This is a genomic window from Cognatundibacterium rivi (assembly GCF_018139565.1).
Taxonomy (GTDB): Bacteria; Pseudomonadota; Gammaproteobacteria; order Burkholderiales; family Burkholderiaceae_D; genus Undibacterium; species Undibacterium rivi.
Genome location: NZ_JAGSPK010000001.1, coordinates 484875 through 506275 on the forward strand (window position 1 = coordinate 484875; position 21401 = coordinate 506275).

The following is a 21401-nucleotide window of genomic DNA, read 5'->3' on the forward strand; positions in this document are numbered from 1 at the left end:
CAGACCTGGCTCTCCCGCTGATGCGAACAGGGTAAGGCGAAAGACCTTCTGTTGCAGCACCATTCAGCCACCAAGCGTGAATTTCAAAGTAAATTGCGCGCTTCACTGGAGTGATATACATGAAAGCCCTGCTCGATCTATTCAAGCAAGTCCAACCTAACGAACAATTCGACGCGATCAAAATTGGTCTGGCGTCTCCTGAAAAAATTCGTTCCTGGTCCTACGGCGAAGTTAAAAAGCCGGAAACCATTAACTACCGTACTTTCAAGCCTGAGCGCGACGGTTTGTTCTGCGCCAAAATTTTTGGACCAATCAAAGATTACGAATGCCTGTGCGGTAAATACAAACGCCTGAAGCACCGTGGCGTGATTTGCGAAAAGTGCGGCGTTGAAGTCACACTGGCGAAAGTGCGTCGTGAACGCATGGGTCACATTGAACTGGCGTCGCCAACAGCGCACATCTGGTTCCTGAAATCTCTGCCATCCCGTCTGGGTATGGTGCTCGACATGACATTGCGCGATATCGAACGCGTTTTGTATTTTGAAGCATACGTTGTGACCGATCCTGGCATGACGCCGCTGAAAAAATGCCAGATCATGTCGGAAGACGACTATGCTGCTAAATACGAAGAATACGGCGATGAATTCACCGCATTCATGGGGGCAGAAGGTATCCGTGAATTGCTGCGTTCGATTGATATCGACCGTGACGCTGAAACTTTACGTGTTGAACTCAAAGAGTCCAAATCTGAAGCCAAGATCAAGAAATATGCAAAACGTCTGAAAGTGCTCGAAGCGTTCCAACGTTCCGGTATCAAACCAGACTGGATGATCATGGAAGTGTTGCCAGTGTTGCCGCCAGAGCTGCGCCCATTGGTACCGCTGGATGGTGGTCGCTTTGCGACTTCCGATCTGAATGATCTGTATCGCCGCGTGATTAACCGTAATAACCGTTTGAAGCGCCTGATGGAATTGCGCGCTCCGGAAATCATTACGCGTAATGAAAAGCGTATGTTGCAAGAAGCGGTCGATTCATTGTTAGACAATGGTCGTCGCGGTAAAGCAATGACTGGTGCGAACAAGCGTCCATTGAAATCTCTGGCTGAGATGATCAAAGGTAAGGGCGGTCGTTTCCGTCAGAACTTGCTGGGTAAGCGCGTCGATTACTCTGGTCGTTCCGTTATCGTGGTTGGTCCGCAACTGAAATTGCATCAATGTGGTCTGCCAAAATTGATGGCCTTGGAACTGTTCAAACCTTTCATTTTCAATAAACTGGAATTGATGGGTCTGGCAACAACGATCAAGGCAGCGAAAAAACTGGTTGAAATTCAAGAGCCAGTCGTCTGGGATATCCTGGAAGAAGTGATCCGCGAACATCCGATTATGCTGAACCGTGCGCCAACTTTGCACCGTTTGGGTATTCAGGCGTTTGAACCAGTCTTGATCGAAGGTAAAGCGATCCAGTTGCATCCACTCGTCTGCGCGGCTTTCAATGCCGACTTCGACGGTGACCAGATGGCGGTTCACGTTCCTTTGTCTATCGAAGCGCAAATGGAAGCCCGCACACTGATGCTGGCGTCTAACAATATTCTGTTCCCATCCAATGGCGAACCGTCTATCGTGCCTTCTCAGGATATCGTGTTGGGTCTGTACTACGCGTCTCGCGAAGCCATTAACGGCAAAGGCGAAGGCATGATGTTCCCTGACGTTTCAGAAGCGATCCGCGCCTGGGACAACAAGGAAGTCGAGCTGGCTACCCGTGTGACTGTCCGTATTACTGAATATCCGAAAGATCCGGCAACTGGTGAATTCGTTAAAACGATCAAACGTTACGAAACCACAGTTGGTCGTGCGATTTTGTCAGAAATTCTGCCAAAAGGTTTGCCATTCACCGTGCTGAACCGCGCGTTGAAGAAAAAAGAAATTTCCAAACTGATCGATACGTCATTCCGTAAGTGCGGCCTGCGCGCTACCGTTGTGTTCGCCGATCAACTGATGCAAATGGGTTTCCGCCTCGCGACACGCGCCGGTATATCTATCTGTATCGACGATATGTTGGTACCACCACAAAAAGTAACTTTGCTGGCAGCGGCTGAGCACGAAGTTAAACAGATCGAGCAGCAATATGCGTCTGGCCTGGTGACTGCGGGTGAGCGTTACAATAAAGTGGTCGATATCTGGGGTAAAACCGGTGATGAAGTCGGTAAGGCCATGATGGAACAACTGAAAGTTGAACCAGTCACACGCCGCGACGGCACCGTTGGTACACAAGAATCGTTTAACGCGATTTACATGATGGCCGACTCCGGTGCGCGTGGTTCTGCTGCGCAGATTCGTCAGTTGGCCGGTATGCGTGGTCTGATGGCGAAACCGGATGGCTCGATTATCGAAACACCGATTACGGCGAACTTCCGCGAAGGTCTGAACGTTCTGCAGTACTTTATTTCCACTCACGGTGCGCGTAAAGGTCTGGCTGATACGGCATTGAAGACAGCGAACTCCGGTTACCTGACACGTCGTCTGGTTGACGTGACACAGGATCTGGTCGTGGTTGAAGACGATTGCGGTACAAGCAATGGTTCTTCCATGAAAGCGCTGGTCGAAGGCGGTGAAGTTAACGTGCCTCTGCGCGACCTGATCCTGGGTCGTGTTTCTGCCAACGATATCGTGAATCCTGAAACACAGGAAACACTGTACGAAGCAGGTACTTTGCTGGATGAAGTTGCAGTTGAACGTATCGAAGCACTGGGCATTGATGAAGTGAAAGTACGCACACCACTGACTTGTGACACGCGTTACGGTCTGTGCGCAATGTGTTATGGACGTGATCTGGGTCGCGGTATGATGGTGAATGCTGGTGAAGCAGTCGGTGTTATCGCTGCGCAGTCCATCGGTGAACCAGGTACCCAGTTGACGATGCGTACGTTCCACATCGGTGGTGCAGCGTCCCGTGCAGCAGTCGCATCTTCTGTTGAGGCAAAATCCAACGGTACGATTCGCTTCACAGCGACGATGCGTTATGTGACGAACGGCAAAGGCGATCAGATCGTGATTTCCCGTTCTGGCGAAGTGTTGATCACGGACGATCATGGTCGTGAACGTGAACGCCATAAAGTACCTTACGGTGCCACGCTGATCGTAAAAGACGGCATGGTGATCAAAGCTGGTACAGCACTGGCAACATGGGATCCGCTGACACGTCCTATCATTACCGAATACACCGGTACTGTGAAGTTCGAAAACGTTGAAGAAGGCGTGACTGTTGCGAAACAGGTTGATGAAGTAACTGGCTTGTCCACTCTGGTGGCAATCGATGCGAAACGTCGTGGTAGCGCTGCTGGTAAGTCTTTGCGCCCACAAGTGAAACTGTTGAACGAGCAAGGTGAAGAGGTCAAGATCTCTGGTACCGAGCACGCAGTGACGATCGGCTTCCAGGTTGGTGCGCTGATTACCGTGAAAGACGGTCAGCAAGTACACGTTGGTGAGGTTCTGGCGCGTATCCCGACTGAATCACAAAAAACCCGTGATATTACCGGTGGTCTGCCACGCGTTGCTGAGCTGTTCGAAGCACGTTCACCAAAAGACGCTGGTATGCTGGCGGAAGTGACTGGTACCGTTGCGTTTGGTAAAGAAACCAAAGGTAAGCAACGTCTGGAAATCACCGACATGGACGGTGAGAAACACGAGTTCCTGATCACCAAAGATAAACAAGTCCTGGTGCATGACGGTCAGGTTGTGAATAAAGGTGAGATGATTGTTGACGGCCCAGCCGATCCACAAGACATCCTGCGTTTGCTGGGTATCGAAGCGCTGGCACGTTACATCGTTGACGAAGTGCAGGACGTTTACCGCTTGCAAGGCGTGAAGATCAATGACAAGCACATTGAAGTGATTGTGCGTCAGATGTTGCGTCGTGTGGTTGTGGTTAATCCAGGCGATGCGAACTACATCGTTGGTGAACAAGTTGAACGTTCTGACCTGTTAGGTGAAAACGATCGCGTGGTCGCTGCTGGCGGTATTCCTGCAACGTATGAAAATATCTTGCTGGGTATTACCAAAGCGTCTCTGTCGACCGATTCCTTCATTTCGGCAGCGTCCTTCCAGGAAACAACCCGCGTTCTGACAGAAGCAGCGATCATGGGCAAGAAAGATACCCTGCGCGGCTTGAAAGAAAACGTGATTGTTGGTCGTCTGATTCCTGCCGGTACCGGTCTGGCATTCCACCGCGCCCGCAAGTTGAAAGAAACATGGGAAGCGGATGAACGTCACGCTTTGCTGGAAGCAGAAAAAGCAGTTTTTGCTCCAGCACCAGAAGCAACAACGACGGATGTACATGAAGGCGACGCGTAAGCCTAGCTGATAGTATAAAAACGGCACCGAAGCTTAGTCTCCGGTGCCGTTTTTTTATAGAGAACGAGATTCAGCACAGCTCCTCGCAGCGTCAGCTGTTACTGCAATCTTTAAATTTTTACGACGAATACAGACTCATGCCAGATCAAGGACTAACCACAACGACGATCGCCAATTGCGCGGATGATATTCAGACGCATATCACTGCAGAGAAAATACTCGCAAAGCGTGATGCTTTCGGCATGTTGGCCGATGTTGAAGTCGTTGCGGAAACCGGCTCGACGAATGCCGACCTGCTGTCCCGATTGGGTGAATTGACTAAGCCGCTGTTGCGCGTTGCCTTACATCAGACTGCCGGGCGCGGGCGCGCCGGTCGCAGCTGGCAATCAGTGCCGGGCGGCATGTTGATGTTTTCGCTTGCCTGGCCTTTGAGCCGGGAGACACACGCGTTGATGGGCTTGCCATTGGCGGTTGGCGTTGCGATTGCAGACGTGTTGCATGCACTCGATTTACCGGTGCAATTGAAATGGCCGAATGATATTTTGCGCGACGGAAAAAAGCTGGCGGGCATACTGATCGAAAGTGCCGCTAACAAAAATGGTGGTACCTGGATTGTGGCTGGCGTTGGTCTGAACCTGCAGTTGCCCGAGACATTTGAAGCCAATCTGGGGCGTGCTGTTGCCGATGCGCCGTGGCTGGCAAGGATGGATAGAAATACCTTGCTTGCGCATTTGCTGAACGCCCTCGCAAAGGCTTTCGAGCAGTTTGACCAGCACGGCTTTTCTGCGTTTCAGGCGCGTTGGAATGCGCTGCATGCGTACGCGAATCAGGAAGTACAGATCATCGACCATGGCCAGATACTGCAGCGTGGTTTCGCTGTTGGCGTTGATGTCAGCGGCCGTCTGCTGCTGCAAACTGCCGCTGGACAAATACCTGTGTTGGCGGGTGACGTATCATTAAGACCTGTCGATGCGCTTTGATATCCGCATAGCGATTGCATAAAAATGAAAGAAGAATACAAATGCTATTACTGATTGATGCTGGCAATACACGCATCAAATGGGGTATTCCCCGGCTAACGACAGCGTCGACTAACGTTGTGCCTGAATGGCAGGAAATCGATTCTGTCACCCACGCAGAAATTACGGCACTGGCTGAATGCTGGAAGCAATATCCGGTCACCCGCGTCTTGATTTCGAATGTTGCAGGCGACGGCGTTAAAGCGCAGCTCAGTGCGATACTGGCGCGTACTTTCCCGGCGTTGCAAGCTTACTGGCTGACGTCGCAAGCAGAGTTGGCCGGTCTGCAAAACCATTATCGTCATTCGCAGCAATTGGGCTGTGATCGTTTTGCTTCGGCGATTGCGGCGCATTATTTGTATCCGCAACACAATCTGATTGTGGCAACCTGCGGTACTGCAACGACGATCGATGCGATCAGTGCGAATGGTGTGTTCACCGGTGGCATGATTTTGCCGGGGTTGAAATTGATGGCGGAATCACTGGCTCGCAATACAGCGCAATTGCCCCAGGTGGCTGAAAGCATCAGCGTCCATCAGCCATTTGCCGACAATACAGATCAGGCGATCGTCAGCGGTTGCATTCATGCCCAGACTGGCGCAATTACATTCGCTTATCAAGCCTTTGCCGCGGAACAGAAAACAGCCGTGACGTGCCTGATTTCCGGCGGTGCCGCGCCTTATCTGACGCCCCATCTGGGTTTTGATTGTCAGCATATCCCCAATCTTGTCTTGACTGGATTGTATGTCGTGGCACAATCAAACCCGAACTGAATTCACCTTAATTATCATCATGCTGCGATTTTTTTTCTGGAGTTTATTGGTCTTGAACGCATTTGCGCTGGCGTTCAATCTTGGCTGGCTGGGGCATTGGTCATTGGAGACGCATGAGCCGGAACGCCTGAAAAAACAGCATCATGTCGATGAACTGGTACAGATTTCCGCCAGCGCAGCGACGACCGCAGCAGAGCCTCCTGTGCCAGAAAAAAAAGCTGAAATCATCGCTTGTCTGGAAATCGGGAATTTCCCTCAGGCTGAGGCACCGAAGATAGAAGAAAAGTTAAAAACGCTGGCCTTGGGCGATAGACAGTCGCGTCTGAATGTCAGCGATATCGGTACCCATATGGTGTACATCCCGTCTCAGGGCAGCAAAGATGGCGCGGATAAGAAAGTCGGAGAATTGCGCCGTATCGGCATTACTGATTTTTTCGTGATACAGGAACAGGGCACCTTACATTGGGGAATTTCACTCGGTATTTTCAAGACAGAAGAAGCGGCGAAACTGCATCTGGCCAATCTGAACAATAAAGGGGTGCGCACCGCCCGTATCATGCCGCGTACCGTGACCACCTCTAAATTTGCCTATCAGTTGCGGGCACTGAATGGGGATGAAAAGACGAAGTTTGATGCGATCAAGGCGCAATTCCCTGCACAAGAAACCCGCAATTGCCAGAATACGGCGTACAGCAAGAGCTGAGCATCATCGGTATTCTGAGATGGCCGATATCACCTGATCAAGCGCCCGTTGCGGCGCTTTTTCTTTTTCCTGATAAAAAAATTTTACTTTCTATTCTCATGATGAGGGAATGGATGCTTGATATTCCAGAATCAGCTGTTAGCATGGCATAGCTTATTTAGATATGTTTGCAATGATACTGTCATGACCAACTTGCTTTCTTCTGCTCCCGGTGTTGCCCCATTGCCCGATGCCAGACCAGACGTGCCATCCGGTGAGCGGGTGTTGCAGGTGCTGGCTTGCATTGCGCGGGCAGGGCAGGCACTCAACGCCAGAGATTTGGCAGCACAAACCGGGATACCGCTGAGCAGCTTGTACCGGCACGTTGCCATGCTCAAAAAATGGGGGCTGCTGCAGGAACATGCGCATAACGGGCAGGCAGCTCTAAGCGGATTATATGAGCCCGGGCCAATGGCAGTGCAGCTCGCCTGGGGCTTCGATCATCATTCCCATTTGATGCAGCAGGCGCGCGAAGAAATGCAGCAATTGCTCGAGCGTTCCGGTGAAAGCGTGGGCTTACTGATTTATCTGCATGGGCAGGTAATTTGTCTCGATATGCTGGAAAGCCCGCAGGCTTTACGCTGTTCGTTCACGCGCGGCAGCACAGGGCCGACGGTGCGTGGTGCGTCGGCCAAAGCCTTATTGGCCAGCTTGCCGCCCGCCGTGCTGGATGCGCAACTGGCGGCGCAGCAGCTCGACGAAGCGAGCATCGCGGAGCTGAAACAACAACTGCAACACATCGCCTTGCAAGGATATGCCGTCAGTCAGGATGAGGTTGACATTGGCGTCTGGGGCGTCAGCGTACCGGTGATGTCCGGTACGACGAAGGCCGAGGCGACCTTGTCACTGATGGCGCCGACCAGCCGCGCGATACCGCGCAGTGACGAACTGATACGGCTGACGCAGGCGGCTGCGGCGAAGATCAGTCAGCGTCTGCGTATCGAAAGTCACCCCTGAATCTGAACTAACTATATCGACAGCGCCGTCATCATCGCTAACATTACTTCTGTTGCCTTAGCTCATTTTTGAAAGAGATCTATGCATCCCGCATTCCATTTTCAACCAGGCAGCGTGCCCTTACTGATTTCCATGCCTCATGTCGGAACGACGATACCGGCCGAAGTCGCCGCGCAGATGCTGCCCGTGGCGCAAGAGAAAGCGGATACCGACTGGCATTTGCCTTTGCTGTACAACATGGCGCAAGAGCTCGGTACATCGACGCTGATCGCGGAGCATTCGCGTTATGTGATCGATCTGAATCGTGCGCCGGATAATGCGAATCTGTATCCGGGGCAGGATACGACTGGTCTGTGTCCGGTCGATACGTTTGCCAAACAGCCTTTGTATCTGCCGGATCAACTGCCGACGGAGAGTGAAATTCAGCGGCGTATCAGCGCGTACTGGCAACCATATCACCAGCAATTGCAGGCGGAACTTGCGCGTTTGCAGCGGCAGCATGGCAGAGTGGTGTTGTGGGATGCGCATTCGATTGCATCGGTCGTGCCGCGCTTTTTTGATGGCAGATTACCAGACCTGAATTTTGGCACCGCCGATCAGAAATCCTGTGCGGCGGCACTGCAACAAAGGTTGGCCGATTGTCTGCAATCAGCAGGGGATGCACAAAGCTACAGCCATGTATTCAATGGTCGTTTTAAAGGTGGCTACATCACGCGGCAGTACGGTCAGCCAGCACAACACATACACGCGGTGCAATTGGAAATGAGTCAGCGCGTATATATGAACGAAGCTGCACCGTATGCGTATCGTCCCGATCTGGCACAGCAGGTGCAGGGTCTGTTGCGGCAATTGCTGCAGCAGTGCATAGACTGGGCGAATGAAACGGAGGCAGCATGACCACGCTGTTTGTGCACAACGCGTTTTTACCAGAAGGCTGGACAAAGAATATCCGTCTGCAGTGGGATGCGAAGGGCGATATTCAAAGCATAGAAAACGACGTCAGCGTTAGACCCGGCGAACCGCAGGCGACTTACGTCTTGCCGGGCATGTGCAATCTGCATTCACATGCTTTTCAGCGCGCGATGGCTGGCATGACCGAAATCGCGGGCGACAGCAAAGACAGCTTCTGGACCTGGCGCGATCTCATGTATCGCTACGCGCTGCACATCTCGCCGAAACAGATGCAGGCGATTGCTGCACAACTGTATGCAGAATGTCTGCGGCATGGCTACACCGCAGTGTGCGAATTTCATTATCTGCATCGCGACCCTGCGGGCAAGATGTATGCGAATCCGGTCGAAATGGCGCAACGCCTGATCGCTGCTGCCAGCCAGAGCGGCATCGGTATCACTATGCTGCCGGTGTTGTACAGCTATGCCGATTTCAACGCGACGCCGCTACGCGAGGATCAGCGGCGTTTTACAACGAATGTCGATGAAATTCTGCTGATGGTGCAGGCACTGGAAGCCAGCCGCAGTCATCAGGTGGAAGTTGGCGTGGCGCCGCATTCCTTGCGCGCGGCCAGCATCGATCAGATACGTGAGCTGCAACAAGCAATGCCTGCCGGGCGGCCAGTACATATTCATATCGCGGAGCAGATCAAAGAAGTCGAGGCATGTCTTGCTGCCAGCGGCAGGCGCCCGGTTGAATTACTGCTAGCTAGCGGTTTTGTCGATCAGCGCTGGTGCCTCGTGCATGCCACGCATCTGACGCCCGGTGAAGTGGCAGGCATTGCAAACAGTGGCGCTGTGGCCGGAATTTGCCCGACCACCGAAGCAAATCTTGGCGATGGCTTTTTCGATTTGCCGGATTACATCGCCGCCGGTGGACGTTTCGGTATCGGCAGCGACAGCCATGTTTCGCACAGCGTGGTCGAAGAATTGCGCTGGCTGGAATATGGTCAGCGCCTGCGTTTGCAAGGCCGCAATATTGCCGGCAACGCGCAGCAAAAAAAGGTCGGTGATTTTCTGTGGCAGTCCGCGTTGCAAGGCGGCGCGCAAGCCAGCGGGCGCAGGCTGGGAAAACTCGCCCCCGGTTACCGCGCCGATCTGGTCGTGCTGGATGATACGCATCCGAATTTGGCCGGACTTCCCAGCGGTGATGTCCTGAATACCTGGATCTTTGCAGGTAACGATACGTTGGTGCGCGATGTCTATGTCGGCGGCAAACAAGTCGTCAGTAATGGCCGCCACTGCCAGCAAGCGCAAATAGAGAGCGCCTACATCAACTGCATGCGTGAGTTGCGCACGCTGTGATTGGGCATTTTCCGTTGCTGGAAGCGAAAAATATACTGGGGGGAGTATTTTTAGGCCTCCTTATTTTCCGCTGAGATTCAGAGTATTTTTGTACATACTCCCCCATTTTTAGAAAATAAATAAGGTCGACGTGCAATCAATCTGCCATTATTTTTCAGGGCAAATGTCCGTCGCGACAGGCGTTTACTCCAGCACCAGACGCATTGTTTGCGCCAGTAAAGTGGAATCCGGACGCAGCGGTTCAGGTGAGCCAATAGCCCGAAATCCCTCGCGGAGGTAAAGTCGAATTGCTGCGCTGTCGCCGCATGTCACCCCTAATTGAACAAGCTTCGCGCATCTGGATCGCGCCCAGAAAATTGCTTCTCTGAGCAGCTTCGTGGCAACACCTTGTCCGCGATATTCCGGTGCTACCCACATCTGAAAAATATTGACGACGGAAGTGTCAGTGGCATCCTCTTTCGCCCACAGCAAGCCAGCAAATGCATTGTTATCGCCTGAATTAACGCCTGAAATTTTCGCTATTAATGGGTAATCTTTACCTGAGCTTGTTGCCAGCAAGAGCCGTGTTGCCCATGCTTCGTCAGACCGATCTTTTTCTGCCGCAAAGGTGCTGCCAAAAGCGTTTGGATAGTCGGCAAGAGAGCGCAGTCTGATCTGCCTGTATTGTTGCCATTCTTGTGCGGTTAAGGGGCGTATCGTGTAAGACGTGGGTGAAGATGTCATCGGTTGATCTCAGGAGCAAGGGATGTGTCGCTGGATGGTTTTTCGTGCGAAGCCGCCGCGTATGCGCAGGTTAACGTATTCCTGCCAGACGAAACCAATCTGCTGGCAAGCGGCGGAGCCGAAGTAAGCGAAAGTCAGGTTAATCAAGCCAGCGCTAAAGCGCTTCTGGCTCACTATCTCGTCGCTAAAGAATAAATATACTCCCTCCCAGTATTTTCAGACATCCTTATTTCATAAAGAGATAAGGATGAAAACGCCACATACTCCCCATTTTTATCGATATTGTCGATGAATTTCAGTGATCTTTTTGAGGGTGAATTCGAGCTATTTCATTTATCACATTCTGCGTTTCATCGGCGTATTCATCATTTCGTCACAAACTCTCGCAAAACAATGAAAATTTGTTATGCTTCATTTCTCGTTTAATAAGAAAACAAGCATTTTCTGTCTTAACGGAGTGCATGCAAAACTGCCTTTCCGGCGTGATGATGCTTCGTGGTACTGATCGCTGTCATCGATGTTACCTTGGCATCAGAGATCGAGATCAGAGAAATAGAAGTGAAATAAAAGAGAAAAGTTCAGAAGTAGTGAAGTTGACCGTTTAACGACTAATGGAATAAATCAATGAAACTCAAACCAATTTGCCTTGCATTTGCCCTCGCGTTTACTGCTGCGACTGCGATGCCTACCCTTGCAGCAGCGCCAAAAGCGGTTGTTGCAGCAAAAGCGACTGCGTACACCAGTGTGGAAGGCATCACGGAATACCGTTTGCCGAACGGCCTGCGTGTTTTGCTGGCACCGGATGCATCAAAGCCAACCACGACCGTCAATGTGACTTATCTCGTAGGTTCCCGCCATGAAAGTTACGGCGAAACCGGTATGGCACATTTGCTTGAGCACATGGTGTTCAAGGGTACCAAAGACCGTGGCAACATCATGCAAGAGCTGAGCAAGCGCGGCATGCAGTTCAATGGCACCACGTTTTACGATCGCACCAATTACTTCGAAACTTTCCCAGCCAGTGAAGATAATCTGAAATGGGCGCTGGAAATGGAAGCGGACCGCATGGTCAATTCCAAAGTCGCACGGGTTGATCTTGATACCGAATTTTCCGTCGTTCGCAATGAAATGGAAATCGGTGAAAACAATCCATTTGGCGTACTCTGGAAGCAGCTGAGTGCCGCCACTTTCGACTGGCACAATTATGGTCACAGCACCATCGGCGCGCGCTCTGACGTCGAAGGCGTCAAAATTACTAACCTGCAGGCGTTTTACCGTAAGTTTTACCAGCCGGATAATGCCGTGCTGATGGTGGCTGGTAAATTCGATCCTGCAAAAACGCTGGCGCTGATAGAAAAATCCTTTGGTGTTATTGCCAAACCGACCCGCGAACTGAGCAACACATGGACCCGTGAAGCGCCGCGCGATGGTACGCGTGAAGTGACCGTGCGCCGCGTCAGCGACCAGCAACTCGCGGCCGTGCTGTATCCGACGTCATCAGGCAGTCACGCTGATGCAGCTGCTGTATCTGCGTTGGGTGAGATTCTTGGTTCTTCACCAAACGGTCGTTTGTATAAAAAACTGGTGGAAAGTAAAAAGGCAGTGAGTGTCGGTGAGATTACCTTCCAGTTGGCAGAGCCTGGCTATGCGATGTTCCTTGGCGTCATGAGCAAAGATCAGAATGTCGCGGATGTGAAAGCAAGCCTGATAGAAACCGTTGAAGGGCTGGCACAAGAACCGGTCACCGAAGCAGAATTGAAGCGTGCTAAAACCAATCTGTTGAATGCGTTGGAAAAAACCATCAATGATCCGCAGCGTCTGTGCGTCAGCATGTCGGAATCAATTGCATTGGGTGACTGGCGCATGTTCTTCGTTGAACGTGATCGTATCGAAGCACTGACCGTGGCAGATGTGCAGCGCGTCGCACAAAATTACTTTAAAGCCGATAACCGCAGCTACGGCCAGTTCCTGCCAGTCGCCAAACCTGATCGCGCCGAAATCCCGGCTGCACCGGATGTTGCAAAACTGGTTGAAGGCTACAAAGGCCGTGCGACTGTGGCCGCAGGCGAAACCTTTGATGCGACTGCAACGAATATCGATAAACGCACGGAAAAACTGACGCTGAAAAACGGTGCAAAAGTCGCGTTGTTGAGTAAAAAAACGCGCGGCGAAACTGTGAATGGCAATCTGAGCCTGCATTTTGGCGATGAAAAATCCCTGTTCGGCAAAGTCGCTGTTGCCGATCTGACGGCTGATATGCTGATGCGCGGTTCGGGTAAATTCACCCGTGCCGAACTCGATACCAAACTCGGTGAGCTGAAAGCCAAATTACGTATTTCCGGTGCAGGTCAGAATCTGAATGTCAGCTTTGACACCGTGCGCGCTAATCTGCCTGCGTTGCTGGATCTTTTGCGTGAAGTGTTGCGTGCGCCGACTTTCCCGCAATCTGAATTCGACTTGCTGGTCAAAGAAAATCTGACGCAGATAGAATCTGGTAAAAACGAGCCACAAGCGGTGGCAACACGTGCGATGGGCGCGTTGAAAAACAGTCTGTATAAAAAAGGCGACGTCCGTTATCAGTCTTCTTTCAATGAAGCGATGGAAGAATACAGCGCTGCAAAACTGGATAGCGTTAAAGAGTTCTACAAAACCTTCTATGGTGCAAACAGCGCCGAGTTTTCTCTGGTCGGTGATTTTGATGCAGCAGAAGTCAAAACGAAACTCGCCACGGTGCTTGGCGACTGGAATAGTCCAGCGAAATATGTTCGCGTTCCCAGCCTGAATCTGAATGCAAACGGACAAGCGAACAGCATAGAAACACCGGACAAAGCGAATGCGTTTTATCTGGCATCACTGCCGTTTGAACTCGATGACCAGTCGCCTGATTATCCAGCGTTGCGTGTTGCCAATAATATTCTCGGTGGTGGTATCAAATCACGTCTGTTCAATCGCCTGCGTCAGAAAGAGGGCATCAGCTATGGTGCTGGCAGTTCACTCAGCGTGCCGAGTCTGGACAAAAACGCAGCGGTTGTTTTGTACGCAATGTACGCACCGCAAAATCTGGCGAAATTACAAACCGGCGTGAAAGAAGAGCTGGCTTTGTTAGTCAAGGATGGCGTGACGGCAGCAGAATTGGCGGATGCGAAACAATCCATCGCACAGGAAGGCAATATCCGCCGTGCACAAGATCCGGCATTGGCAGGCAACCTGCGTGGCCAGTTATATGTTGGTCGCTCGATGGCATTTGACGCAGAGGTCGAAGCGAAAATCGCCGCACTGACACTGGATGATGTGAATGCGGTGATTCGCAAATACGTGAAACCAGACAGTTTTGCCCATTTCTATGTCGGCGATTTTGCTGGCGCAGCGAAAAAAGCAGCCGCTGCGAAGTAAGTCTTTTTGAGGACATAACGCGGCAGAAGATTCTGCTCGCGTAGCCTTTATTGGAAATATAAAAAAAGCGCAGTGTGATGATGCACACTGCGCTTTTTTACATGCTGAGCCAGATTATTTCTGACGCAATCTGGCGGCGGCTTCGCGCAACATGTTTTCTGTCGTGCTCCAGTCCACACAGGCATCGGTCACGGAACAGCCGTATTTCAGTTGCGATAAATCGGTAGGAATCGCCTGATTGCCCGCAACGATATTCGATTCGATCATCACACCGACGATAGCGTCGTTGCCATTCGCAATCTGGTTCACCACATCCGCCATCACCAGCGGTTGCAATTCCGGCTTTTTGAAGCTGTTGGCATGTGAGCAGTCAACCACGATGTTCGGCGGCAGTTTCGCTTTCACCAGCGCCTGCTGCGCCATCGCGACCGATACCGTATCGTAGTTCGGACGATCACCACCACCGCGCAATACGACATGACCATACTGATTGCCACTGGTGCGAACTATCGACACCTGTCCCTGACTGTTGTAGCCGAGGAATGAATGCGGATGCGAGGCGGACAGAATCGCATTAATGGCGATACTGATGTCACCATCGGTACCATTTTTGAACCCGACCGGTGTTGAAAGACCGGACGACATTTCACGGTGAGTCTGCGATTCTGTCGTACGCGCGCCTATCGCGGTCCAGGCGATCAGGTCGCCGAGGTATTGCGGTGAAATCGGGTCGAGTGCTTCGGTGCCGGTTGGCAGGCCGAGTTCACAGACGTCCAACAAAAACTGACGGGCTTTTTCCATGCCCTCATCGACACGGAAAGAATCATCCAGATACGGATCGTTGATATAACCTTTCCAACCGGTCGTGGTACGTGGTTTTTCAAAATAGACCCGCATCACCAGCAACATCACATCGCTGACTTCTGCTTGCAACGCTTTCAGACGACGCGCGTAATCCAGACCCGCCACCGGATCATGAATCGAGCAAGGCCCGACAACGACGAACAGCCGTTTGTCTTTGCGGTCAAGGATATTGCGCAGGGTTTCGCGGCTTTGTTCGACGACATTACCTGCCGCTTCCGTGAGCGGCAAACGGGCGTGCAGCTCTTCCGGCGCAGGCATATGGTCAAACGAGACGATGTTGATATTTTCGAGTGCAGTAGTGGTCATGTTTGGAGTCTGAAGTGAAAGCCTGATGCCTATTATGACTTAATTTGCTGCTCTGCCGCAAAACTTGCCTTTTTTCGCGGCAACGCGAAGTTCAGTGCGTGGCACAATAGTGCTTTGCACTTTTTGAAAATTGGCAATAACAATGCTTAGTTATGATCAGATTCAAGAGTTTCAGACTCAGGGTTTTTTAGTTTTACCAGGATTGGCAACGCCGGATTTTTGCGAACAAGTGATTCGCTTTGCAGAGCAACAATTAACTGATGACGTACAGCCCATAGAATACGAGGCGGACACCCGCTATCCCGGCGCACCGGCGTCGCGCGAGGCCGAAGGCGGGCACACTGCGCGCCGTTTGTTGCAGGCGTATGCACGCGATCCAATGCTGACAAAGTGGGCGACCGGCGCGGCACTGGCGCAGCCATTGTTGCAATTACTTGGTGATGGCGCGCTGATGTCGCAAGCGCATCACAATTGCATCATGACGAAGCAACCACAGTATTCCACTGCGACTGGCTGGCACCGCGACAGCCGCTACTGGCATTTTGCAAGGGCCGAGCTGATTTCAGCGTGGCTGGCTTTGCGCAATGAAACGGTGGAAAACGGTTGTCTGTTGGTGATACCGGGCTCGCATCAGCTTCAGATAGATGCATCGCAATTGGATGCGGCCCAGTTTTTACGCACTGATTTACCGCAGAATCAAGCCTTGCTGGCGCAGGCGCATCCGGTGGTTTTGCAGCAAGGTGATGTCTTGCTGTTTCACAGTAATCTGTTTCATGCGGCGGGAAAAAATCTGACCACCGCAGGAAAATTCTCGATGGTGTTCACTTACCGGGATGCGGCAAATGTGCCGGAAGCCGATTCCCGTTCGGCGGGTTTGCCTGAAATTCCTTTGCAATAGAACTTACGCAAAGCCGCCCCAGCGGCGTTATGGCTCCTCGCCGTACTATTCGTACGGTCTTCGTTGCCATGCCTTGCCGGTACAACTTTGCGTCAGCCCTTTATGATGTAAAAAGTGTATAGTCAGCCTTTGCTGTGCTTCACAAGCCCTTACAGAACGTTGTTGTATGCGGGCAATGGCTTTCTTTCACCTTTGTTTCACCTGTCATTCAACCTGAGGAGACACCATGTTATCGAGAATGAAGCTGAGTCTGATGGCGGTAAGCCTGATCACTGGAATAGCGCAGGCACAAACCGTGGAATTAAATTTTGTTGATGCGAGCGGCAATCTTGCTGCTGCGGGCAAAGTGACGCTGGAAGATACCGCCTATGGTTTGCTGATCACACCCGATTTAACCGGGTTGCCAGCAGGTGTGCACGGCTTTCACGTACACGCAAACCCTTCTTGCGCGCCAGCGGCAAATAATGGCGTAGCAACTGCCGCCTTGGGCGCCGGTGGACATTGGGACCCTGAAAAATCAGGCGCGCATCTTGGCCCGTATGGCAAAGGCCACAAAGGTGATTTACCAGCGTTGTATGTGAATGCGGAAGGCAAGGCGAATTATCCTGTGCTGGCACCGCGTCTGAAAGCGGCCGATCTGAGCGGACATGCGCTGATGGTGCATGCCGGTGGCGATAATCACAGCGATCATCCTGCGATGCTGGGCGGTGGCGGTGCACGCATGGCGTGTGGTGTGGTTCCGTGAGCTGCAAACATATGAACAGCTTTTGTGTCGTGATATAAAAACCTTGCGTCTGACGTGAGGTTTTTTTCTTCATACATTATTTTTTAATGGCTTTTTATGCTTCTGCGTTTTTGTTTTTCTTTGTTGATTCTGGTGATATTCATTCATCCGGCGCAGGCTGCAACGACCGCAGCGATGCCGGTATTGCAAACCGTCACCGCTTGCGGCAATGACGTACCGCTGAAATTTGATGTGCTGCCAGCGACCAACGCATCGCCGCCGTACTCTGCGATGATCGTGGTACACGGCGGTAGCTGGCTCGGTGGTTCCCGTACGGATTTACACGGTTTGTTGCAGCAATTATCACGCATGGGTTTTGTCGCGATGAGTGTGGATTACCGTTTGGCACCAGCAGCACGGTTTCCGGCGCAGATAGAGGATGTGAAATGTGCAGTGCGCTGGTTACGCAGCCATGCAGTTGAGTATCAGATCAATCCAGAAAAAATTGGTGCATTTGGTGTTTCTGCCGGTGCGCACCTGCTTGCACTGGCAGCGGTGACACCGGGAAAATGGGAAAACGCGGGTGGTTATGCTGGTATCAGCAGTCAGTTGCGGTGTGCGGTTTTACATGCGCCGCCGCTGGATTTTGTCGATTGGTGGCAAACTGCCGACCCTGCAATACGTGGCCCCATGTCACCGCGTGTGATGCTGAAATCGCTGCTGGGTGAAGATTTTTCCGCATCAGCGAAGATATACCGAGACGCCAGTCCTGTCAGTTATATCCCGGCATCAGGCAAACTGAAAAATAAGATGCCATCACTATTGCTGTTGCAGGGCGAGCTGGACGCAACCGTACCTGTGCAGCAGGCAAGGGATTTTACAAAGAAAATGAAAGCAGCCGGTGCGTCGGTGGAGTTAATGACGATTGCCGATGCTGATCATTTTGCTTTTGGTTCTCAGGGGCGTCAGGTGTCGGCAAAAATTCAGGAGTTTCTCGGAGCTTGTCTGAAATAAAAAAAGGCGCAACAGCATTAGCTGTCTGCGCCTTTCGTTTTCATCGCAATGGAATGCAAGGTATTACAGCTCTAAAGCGATGAGTTCCTGTATGGTCTGACGACGGCGGATTTGTGTGATTTTATCGCCGTCGACCAGCACTTCCGGAATCAGCGGACGCGAATTGTAATTCGACGACATGCTGGCGCCATAAGCACCCGTATCGTGAAAGACAAACAGATCGCCGATCTCGCACGCAGGTAAATCCTGCGTTGTCACGACGCCGCCGTCTTCCTGCGTGAACACATCACCGGATTCACACAAAGGACCTGCGACCACGGTTGGCTTCAATGCGGTCGTGCGCGGTGTTCCGTCCGCGGTGTGTGCGGTGATGCGATGGAAGCTACCATACATCGCAGGCCGTGCAAGATCATTGAAGCCGGCATCGACCAGCACAAAGAAATTATTACCGACCTGTTTTTGTGCGCGTAATTCAGAAATCAGGATGCCCGACTGCGCAACCAAAAAGCGTCCCGGTTCGATTTCCATGCTGATTTTGTGGCCGAGATGCGCTTCAATTTCTTTACGCGCTTTATCCCAGATCTGGAAATAATGATCGGTATCGACCACGGCTTCGTCGCCACGATAAGGAATCGATAAACCGCCGCCGATGGAGATCGCCTGCAAGTCACGATTCGCGGTTTTTACCTGTGCAATCATTGCATCGCAGACGCTTTGCAAATGGTCGTAATCAACGCCTGAGCCGATGTGCATGTGCAGGCCAATCAGTTGTAGGCCATACTGGTCAATGATCTTCAGCGCCTCCGGCAATTCTTCAAACCAGATACCGTGTTTGCTTTGCTCGCCGCCGGTATTGGTTTTGCGGCTGTGACCATGACCAAAACCGGGATTAATACGCAGCCAGACCGGATGCCCGCGATGTGCCTGCCCAAGCTGCTCCAGCATTTGTGGGGAGCCACAGTTCACCGGAATATTCAGCTCGACGACGCGTTTCAATGCGTTGCGATCCAGCAGGTCGGCAGTGAAAACGATAGAGGCATGGGTCTGATCCGCATTCGCGGTGGGCGCATACCCGGCCGCGAGCGCACGTTCAACCTCACCGAGAGAAACAGAATCCACCATCACCCCTTGTTCGCGCATCAGGCGCAGCAGATGAATATTGCTGGATGCTTTCTGCGCAAAACGAATCACATCAAACTGTTTAAGACGGGCGATTTGCTGACGAATGATGCTGGCATCGTATGCCCAGCAAGGGGTGTGAAATTCGTTGGCGATCTGCGCGATCTGGGTGTTGCTGATAGTGGTCGTCATGATGATCTCTTGAACCTTAGCGGGTTTAGTGTAAGCTATACTTTAACAAGCACTTCGTCAGGCTTAAATAGGATTCCATAAGCAATTCAACCGTGATTGATGGAATTCAACGGAAAATTCTTTTGTCTCCTTATGAATCCAAAAATAGATAATTTTGATCAGAAAATCCTGAGTTTATTGCAACAGGATGCACGCATGTCGCATGCGGAAATTGGCCGTCAGGTGCATCTGAGTCAGCCCGCCGTATCCGAACGCATCAAGCGTCTGGAGGCGGCTGAAGTCATACGTGGCTACCGCGCAGACGTGAATCCTAAGGCGCTCGGTTATCAGATTACAGCCATGATACGGCTATCGACGCAGCAAGGCAGACCTTACGCGCAGTATGTCGCATCTTGTCCGGAAATTATCGATTGTTATACGGTTACCGGCGAAGACGGCGCGGTGATGCGTGTGCTGGCAACCGATGTGGAGCATTTGCAGCGCATTATCAATGAGCTCAATGCCTTCGGGTCGACATCAACGGCGATCGTGCTGACGACGCATGTCGCCGGAAAGACGATTACGGCACCAGTCCAAGAAGGAAGCTGAGATGAAAAACAAGAGATTTTCCGCTACGAGAGCTGCGGGTATCCAACATATCAAGCGTATCAAACGCGTCAGCTTAGGGTTGTTGGCTGCTAGTATCAGCCTTCTGGCGAACGCCGCAGAGCAGGACGATGCGCCGATTACGCCGTATCGGCCGTCGGTATCGAACTCGGCACAATTACCTTTTCCAGGTCAGCTCGAAGCGGAGTTCGGTGTGTTATCCGGTAAATCGGGAGACGCCAGGCGCGACAGTTTGCCCTCATTGTTGAAACTCGCTTTTTCCGAGCAATGGGGCATCTTATTGGGTGGTGATCTGCGGGTGATGAATGACGATGGCGCCGGGACGCGTGTGCGTGGCATGGGTGACGTGAATCTGGTGCTGAAGCAGGCGTTTCTGATCGACAGTGAGACTGCTTTCGGATTGGAGCTGGGCGTGAAACTGCCAACCGCAAAACAAGCGATAGGTACAGAAAAACGCGATTACACCCTGAACGGTATTTACAGCAAAGACCTGGGTGACTGGCATCTGGATCTGAACGCGAACGTGACGAAAATGGGATGGGTGGATGACGGCGTATCCCGCTGGCAAACGGGACTGTCTTCGGCTTTTTCGTATAGTCTCAGCGAGGCTCTGGGCGTCACCGCCGAATGGTCGGGAACGAAAAGTAAAGGCAGTCTGCCGCAAAATCAGGTCTTGCTGGCGCTGACTTATAGCCCGAACAAACGTTTAACTTTTGATATAGGACTGAGCAAAGGCATCAGCGCGACGGCTACTGATCGCGCTTTCTTTGCTGGCGTTGTTGTGCCGGTCGGCAGATTATTTTAGCGGCGGGAGTGTAGCCGTTTGACGAAAGTCAGACAGACGGCAGTCAATCCGGCGCGACATGGATGACACACTGCCGATATCACGCGTAAGCCGTATAATGCCCGCTTATCTCTGAACTATTGAGGAAGTCCTATGCTGGCGCCGTCTTCTCCACGTAAATTCGCTTTGTTTGCCGCTATCGCCGCAATAGCGCTGGCTGTGCTTGGTTTTCTCTTTTATCAGTCGGTCACTGCCAAACCGGCGATGCCACAAGTGACGTTCACCAATCTCAAAGGCGACAAACTGACGACGCAGGATTTGCGCGGCAAAGTCGTTATGGTGAATTTCTGGGCGACTTCCTGTTCTACTTGCATCGCTGAAATGCCGCGCATGATAGAGACCTATAACAAGTACAACAAGCAAGGTCTGGAATTTGTTGCGGTGGCAATGAGCTATGATCCACCGAATTATGTGGTTAATTACGCTGAGACCCGGCAACTGCCATTTCACGTTGCATTAGATGTGCAGGGCAAGCTGGCGCAGGCTTTCGGCGATGTAAAGCTGACGCCAACCACCTATGTGATCGACAAGCAGGGCAATGTTTTAAAACGCTATGTCGGTGAGCCTTCATTCACTGAATTGCATGGTTTATTAGAAAAAGCGTTAGCTGGTTGATGTGTATC

The 21401-nt window shown here is 51.8% G+C and carries 18 protein-coding genes; 15 read left to right on the plus strand and 3 right to left on the minus strand.

Annotated elements, in window-relative coordinates; genetic code table 11:
- The first annotated feature begins 119 nt into the window (after positions 1 to 119).
- The 7 genes from rpoC (at position 120) to KDM87_RS02180 (ending at position 10095) form a co-directional block, all read left to right on the plus strand.
- Positions 120 to 4349 carry a DNA-directed RNA polymerase subunit beta' gene (gene rpoC / locus KDM87_RS02150; protein ID WP_186886088.1) on the plus strand — a complete coding sequence of 1410 codons (4230 nt, stop codon included), beginning with the start codon at positions 120 to 122 and terminating at the stop codon, positions 4347 to 4349.
- Between the two features lie 137 nt (positions 4350 to 4486).
- Complete coding sequence (locus tag KDM87_RS02155) at positions 4487 to 5329, plus strand: biotin--[acetyl-CoA-carboxylase] ligase (RefSeq protein WP_230407543.1); 843 nt, start codon at positions 4487 to 4489, stop codon at positions 5327 to 5329.
- Positions 5330 to 5370: 41 nt separating this feature from the next.
- Positions 5371 to 6141 (plus strand): type III pantothenate kinase, encoded by a 771-nt coding sequence (locus KDM87_RS02160; RefSeq protein ID WP_212677565.1) that lies wholly within the window; start codon positions 5371 to 5373, stop codon positions 6139 to 6141.
- A gap of 52 nt (positions 6142 to 6193) precedes the next feature.
- Positions 6194 to 6844, plus strand: coding sequence for an SPOR domain-containing protein (locus KDM87_RS02165; protein ID WP_212677566.1), 651 nt, complete (start codon positions 6194 to 6196; stop codon positions 6842 to 6844).
- Positions 6845 to 7027: 183 nt separating this feature from the next.
- The gene (locus tag KDM87_RS02170; protein ID WP_212677567.1) at positions 7028 to 7840 is read left to right on the plus strand and encodes an IclR family transcriptional regulator; all 813 of its coding nucleotides are present in this window, start codon (positions 7028 to 7030) and stop codon (positions 7838 to 7840) included.
- An 81-nt stretch (positions 7841 to 7921) separates the two neighbouring features.
- Positions 7922 to 8737, plus strand: a complete 816-nt coding sequence (gene hutG / locus KDM87_RS02175; RefSeq protein WP_212677568.1) for an N-formylglutamate deformylase — start codon at positions 7922 to 7924, stop codon at positions 8735 to 8737.
- Positions 8734 to 10095, plus strand: coding sequence for a formimidoylglutamate deiminase (locus KDM87_RS02180; protein WP_212677569.1), 1362 nt, complete (start codon positions 8734 to 8736; stop codon positions 10093 to 10095). The genes hutG and KDM87_RS02180 overlap by 4 nt, the downstream gene beginning before the upstream one ends.
- A gap of 183 nt (positions 10096 to 10278) precedes the next feature.
- On the opposite strand, the gene KDM87_RS02185 is transcribed toward KDM87_RS02180, so the two are convergent.
- A complete protein-coding gene (locus KDM87_RS02185; protein WP_212677570.1) occupies positions 10279 to 10818 on the minus strand; it encodes a GNAT family N-acetyltransferase in 540 nt (179 codons plus the stop codon).
- A 24-nt stretch (positions 10819 to 10842) separates the two neighbouring features.
- On the opposite strand from KDM87_RS02185, the gene KDM87_RS02190 reads away from it, so the two are divergent.
- Both KDM87_RS02190 and KDM87_RS02195 read left to right on the plus strand, forming a co-directional pair.
- Positions 10843 to 11013 (plus strand): hypothetical protein, encoded by a 171-nt coding sequence (locus KDM87_RS02190; RefSeq protein ID WP_212677571.1) that lies wholly within the window; start codon positions 10843 to 10845, stop codon positions 11011 to 11013.
- Between the two features lie 429 nt (positions 11014 to 11442).
- Positions 11443 to 14211: a M16 family metallopeptidase gene (locus KDM87_RS02195; RefSeq protein WP_212677572.1), complete on the plus strand. Its 2769-nt coding sequence runs from the start codon at positions 11443 to 11445 to the stop codon at positions 14209 to 14211.
- 114 nt (positions 14212 to 14325) lie between these two features.
- On the opposite strand, the gene KDM87_RS02200 is transcribed toward KDM87_RS02195, so the two are convergent.
- Entirely contained in the window at positions 14326 to 15381 is a 1056-nt protein-coding gene (locus KDM87_RS02200) for a 3-deoxy-7-phosphoheptulonate synthase (protein WP_212677573.1), read from the minus strand.
- 142 nt (positions 15382 to 15523) lie between these two features.
- On the opposite strand from KDM87_RS02200, the gene KDM87_RS02205 reads away from it, so the two are divergent.
- The 3 genes from KDM87_RS02205 (at position 15524) to KDM87_RS02215 (ending at position 18017) form a co-directional block, all read left to right on the plus strand.
- Positions 15524 to 16279 carry a phytanoyl-CoA dioxygenase family protein gene (locus tag KDM87_RS02205; protein WP_212677574.1) on the plus strand — a complete coding sequence of 252 codons (756 nt, stop codon included), beginning with the start codon at positions 15524 to 15526 and terminating at the stop codon, positions 16277 to 16279.
- Between the two features lie 226 nt (positions 16280 to 16505).
- Positions 16506 to 17024: a superoxide dismutase [Cu-Zn] SodC gene (gene sodC / locus KDM87_RS02210; RefSeq protein WP_408058675.1), complete on the plus strand. Its 519-nt coding sequence runs from the start codon at positions 16506 to 16508 to the stop codon at positions 17022 to 17024.
- A 96-nt stretch (positions 17025 to 17120) separates the two neighbouring features.
- Complete coding sequence (locus KDM87_RS02215; protein WP_212677575.1) at positions 17121 to 18017, plus strand: alpha/beta hydrolase; 897 nt, start codon at positions 17121 to 17123, stop codon at positions 18015 to 18017.
- Between the two features lie 63 nt (positions 18018 to 18080).
- On the opposite strand, the gene lysA is transcribed toward KDM87_RS02215, so the two are convergent.
- A complete protein-coding gene (gene lysA, locus KDM87_RS02220; protein ID WP_212677576.1) occupies positions 18081 to 19328 on the minus strand; it encodes a diaminopimelate decarboxylase in 1248 nt (415 codons plus the stop codon).
- A gap of 132 nt (positions 19329 to 19460) precedes the next feature.
- Here lysA and KDM87_RS02225 point away from each other — a divergent pair, with 132 nt between their 5' ends.
- From KDM87_RS02225 to KDM87_RS02235, 3 genes are all read left to right on the plus strand, one after another.
- Complete coding sequence (locus KDM87_RS02225; protein ID WP_212677577.1) at positions 19461 to 19916, plus strand: Lrp/AsnC family transcriptional regulator; 456 nt, start codon at positions 19461 to 19463, stop codon at positions 19914 to 19916.
- Position 19917: 1 nt separating this feature from the next.
- Positions 19918 to 20739 carry a transporter gene (locus KDM87_RS02230; RefSeq protein ID WP_212677578.1) on the plus strand — a complete coding sequence of 274 codons (822 nt, stop codon included), beginning with the start codon at positions 19918 to 19920 and terminating at the stop codon, positions 20737 to 20739.
- A 132-nt stretch (positions 20740 to 20871) separates the two neighbouring features.
- Complete coding sequence (locus KDM87_RS02235; RefSeq protein WP_212677579.1) at positions 20872 to 21393, plus strand: TlpA family protein disulfide reductase; 522 nt, start codon at positions 20872 to 20874, stop codon at positions 21391 to 21393.
- Positions 21394 to 21401: the final 8 nt, after the last annotated feature.

Bases quoted from the DNA above. Each gene is read 5' to 3' on its own strand.
- KDM87_RS02160 (WP_212677565.1), top strand. From the start codon at position 5,371: ATGCTATTACTGATTGATGCTGGCAATACACGCATCAAATGGGGTATT.
- KDM87_RS02185 (WP_212677570.1), bottom strand. From the start codon at position 10,818: ATGACATCTTCACCCACGTCTTACACGATACGCCCCTTAACCGCACAA.
- KDM87_RS02180 (WP_212677569.1), top strand. From the start codon at position 8,734: ATGACCACGCTGTTTGTGCACAACGCGTTTTTACCAGAAGGCTGGACA.
- KDM87_RS02170 (WP_212677567.1), top strand. From the start codon at position 7,028: ATGACCAACTTGCTTTCTTCTGCTCCCGGTGTTGCCCCATTGCCCGAT.
- KDM87_RS02205 (WP_212677574.1), top strand. From the start codon at position 15,524: ATGCTTAGTTATGATCAGATTCAAGAGTTTCAGACTCAGGGTTTTTTA.
- KDM87_RS02200 (WP_212677573.1), bottom strand. From the start codon at position 15,381: ATGACCACTACTGCACTCGAAAATATCAACATCGTCTCGTTTGACCAT.
- sodC (WP_408058675.1), top strand. From the start codon at position 16,506: ATGTTATCGAGAATGAAGCTGAGTCTGATGGCGGTAAGCCTGATCACT.
- KDM87_RS02225 (WP_212677577.1), top strand. From the start codon at position 19,461: ATGAATCCAAAAATAGATAATTTTGATCAGAAAATCCTGAGTTTATTG.
- KDM87_RS02195 (WP_212677572.1), top strand. From the start codon at position 11,443: ATGAAACTCAAACCAATTTGCCTTGCATTTGCCCTCGCGTTTACTGCT.
- KDM87_RS02155 (WP_230407543.1), top strand. From the start codon at position 4,487: ATGCCAGATCAAGGACTAACCACAACGACGATCGCCAATTGCGCGGAT.
- rpoC (WP_186886088.1), top strand. From the start codon at position 120: ATGAAAGCCCTGCTCGATCTATTCAAGCAAGTCCAACCTAACGAACAA.
- KDM87_RS02230 (WP_212677578.1), top strand. From the start codon at position 19,918: ATGAAAAACAAGAGATTTTCCGCTACGAGAGCTGCGGGTATCCAACAT.
- hutG (WP_212677568.1), top strand. From the start codon at position 7,922: ATGCATCCCGCATTCCATTTTCAACCAGGCAGCGTGCCCTTACTGATT.
- lysA (WP_212677576.1), bottom strand. From the start codon at position 19,328: ATGACGACCACTATCAGCAACACCCAGATCGCGCAGATCGCCAACGAA.
- KDM87_RS02235 (WP_212677579.1), top strand. From the start codon at position 20,872: ATGCTGGCGCCGTCTTCTCCACGTAAATTCGCTTTGTTTGCCGCTATC.
- KDM87_RS02215 (WP_212677575.1), top strand. From the start codon at position 17,121: ATGCTTCTGCGTTTTTGTTTTTCTTTGTTGATTCTGGTGATATTCATT.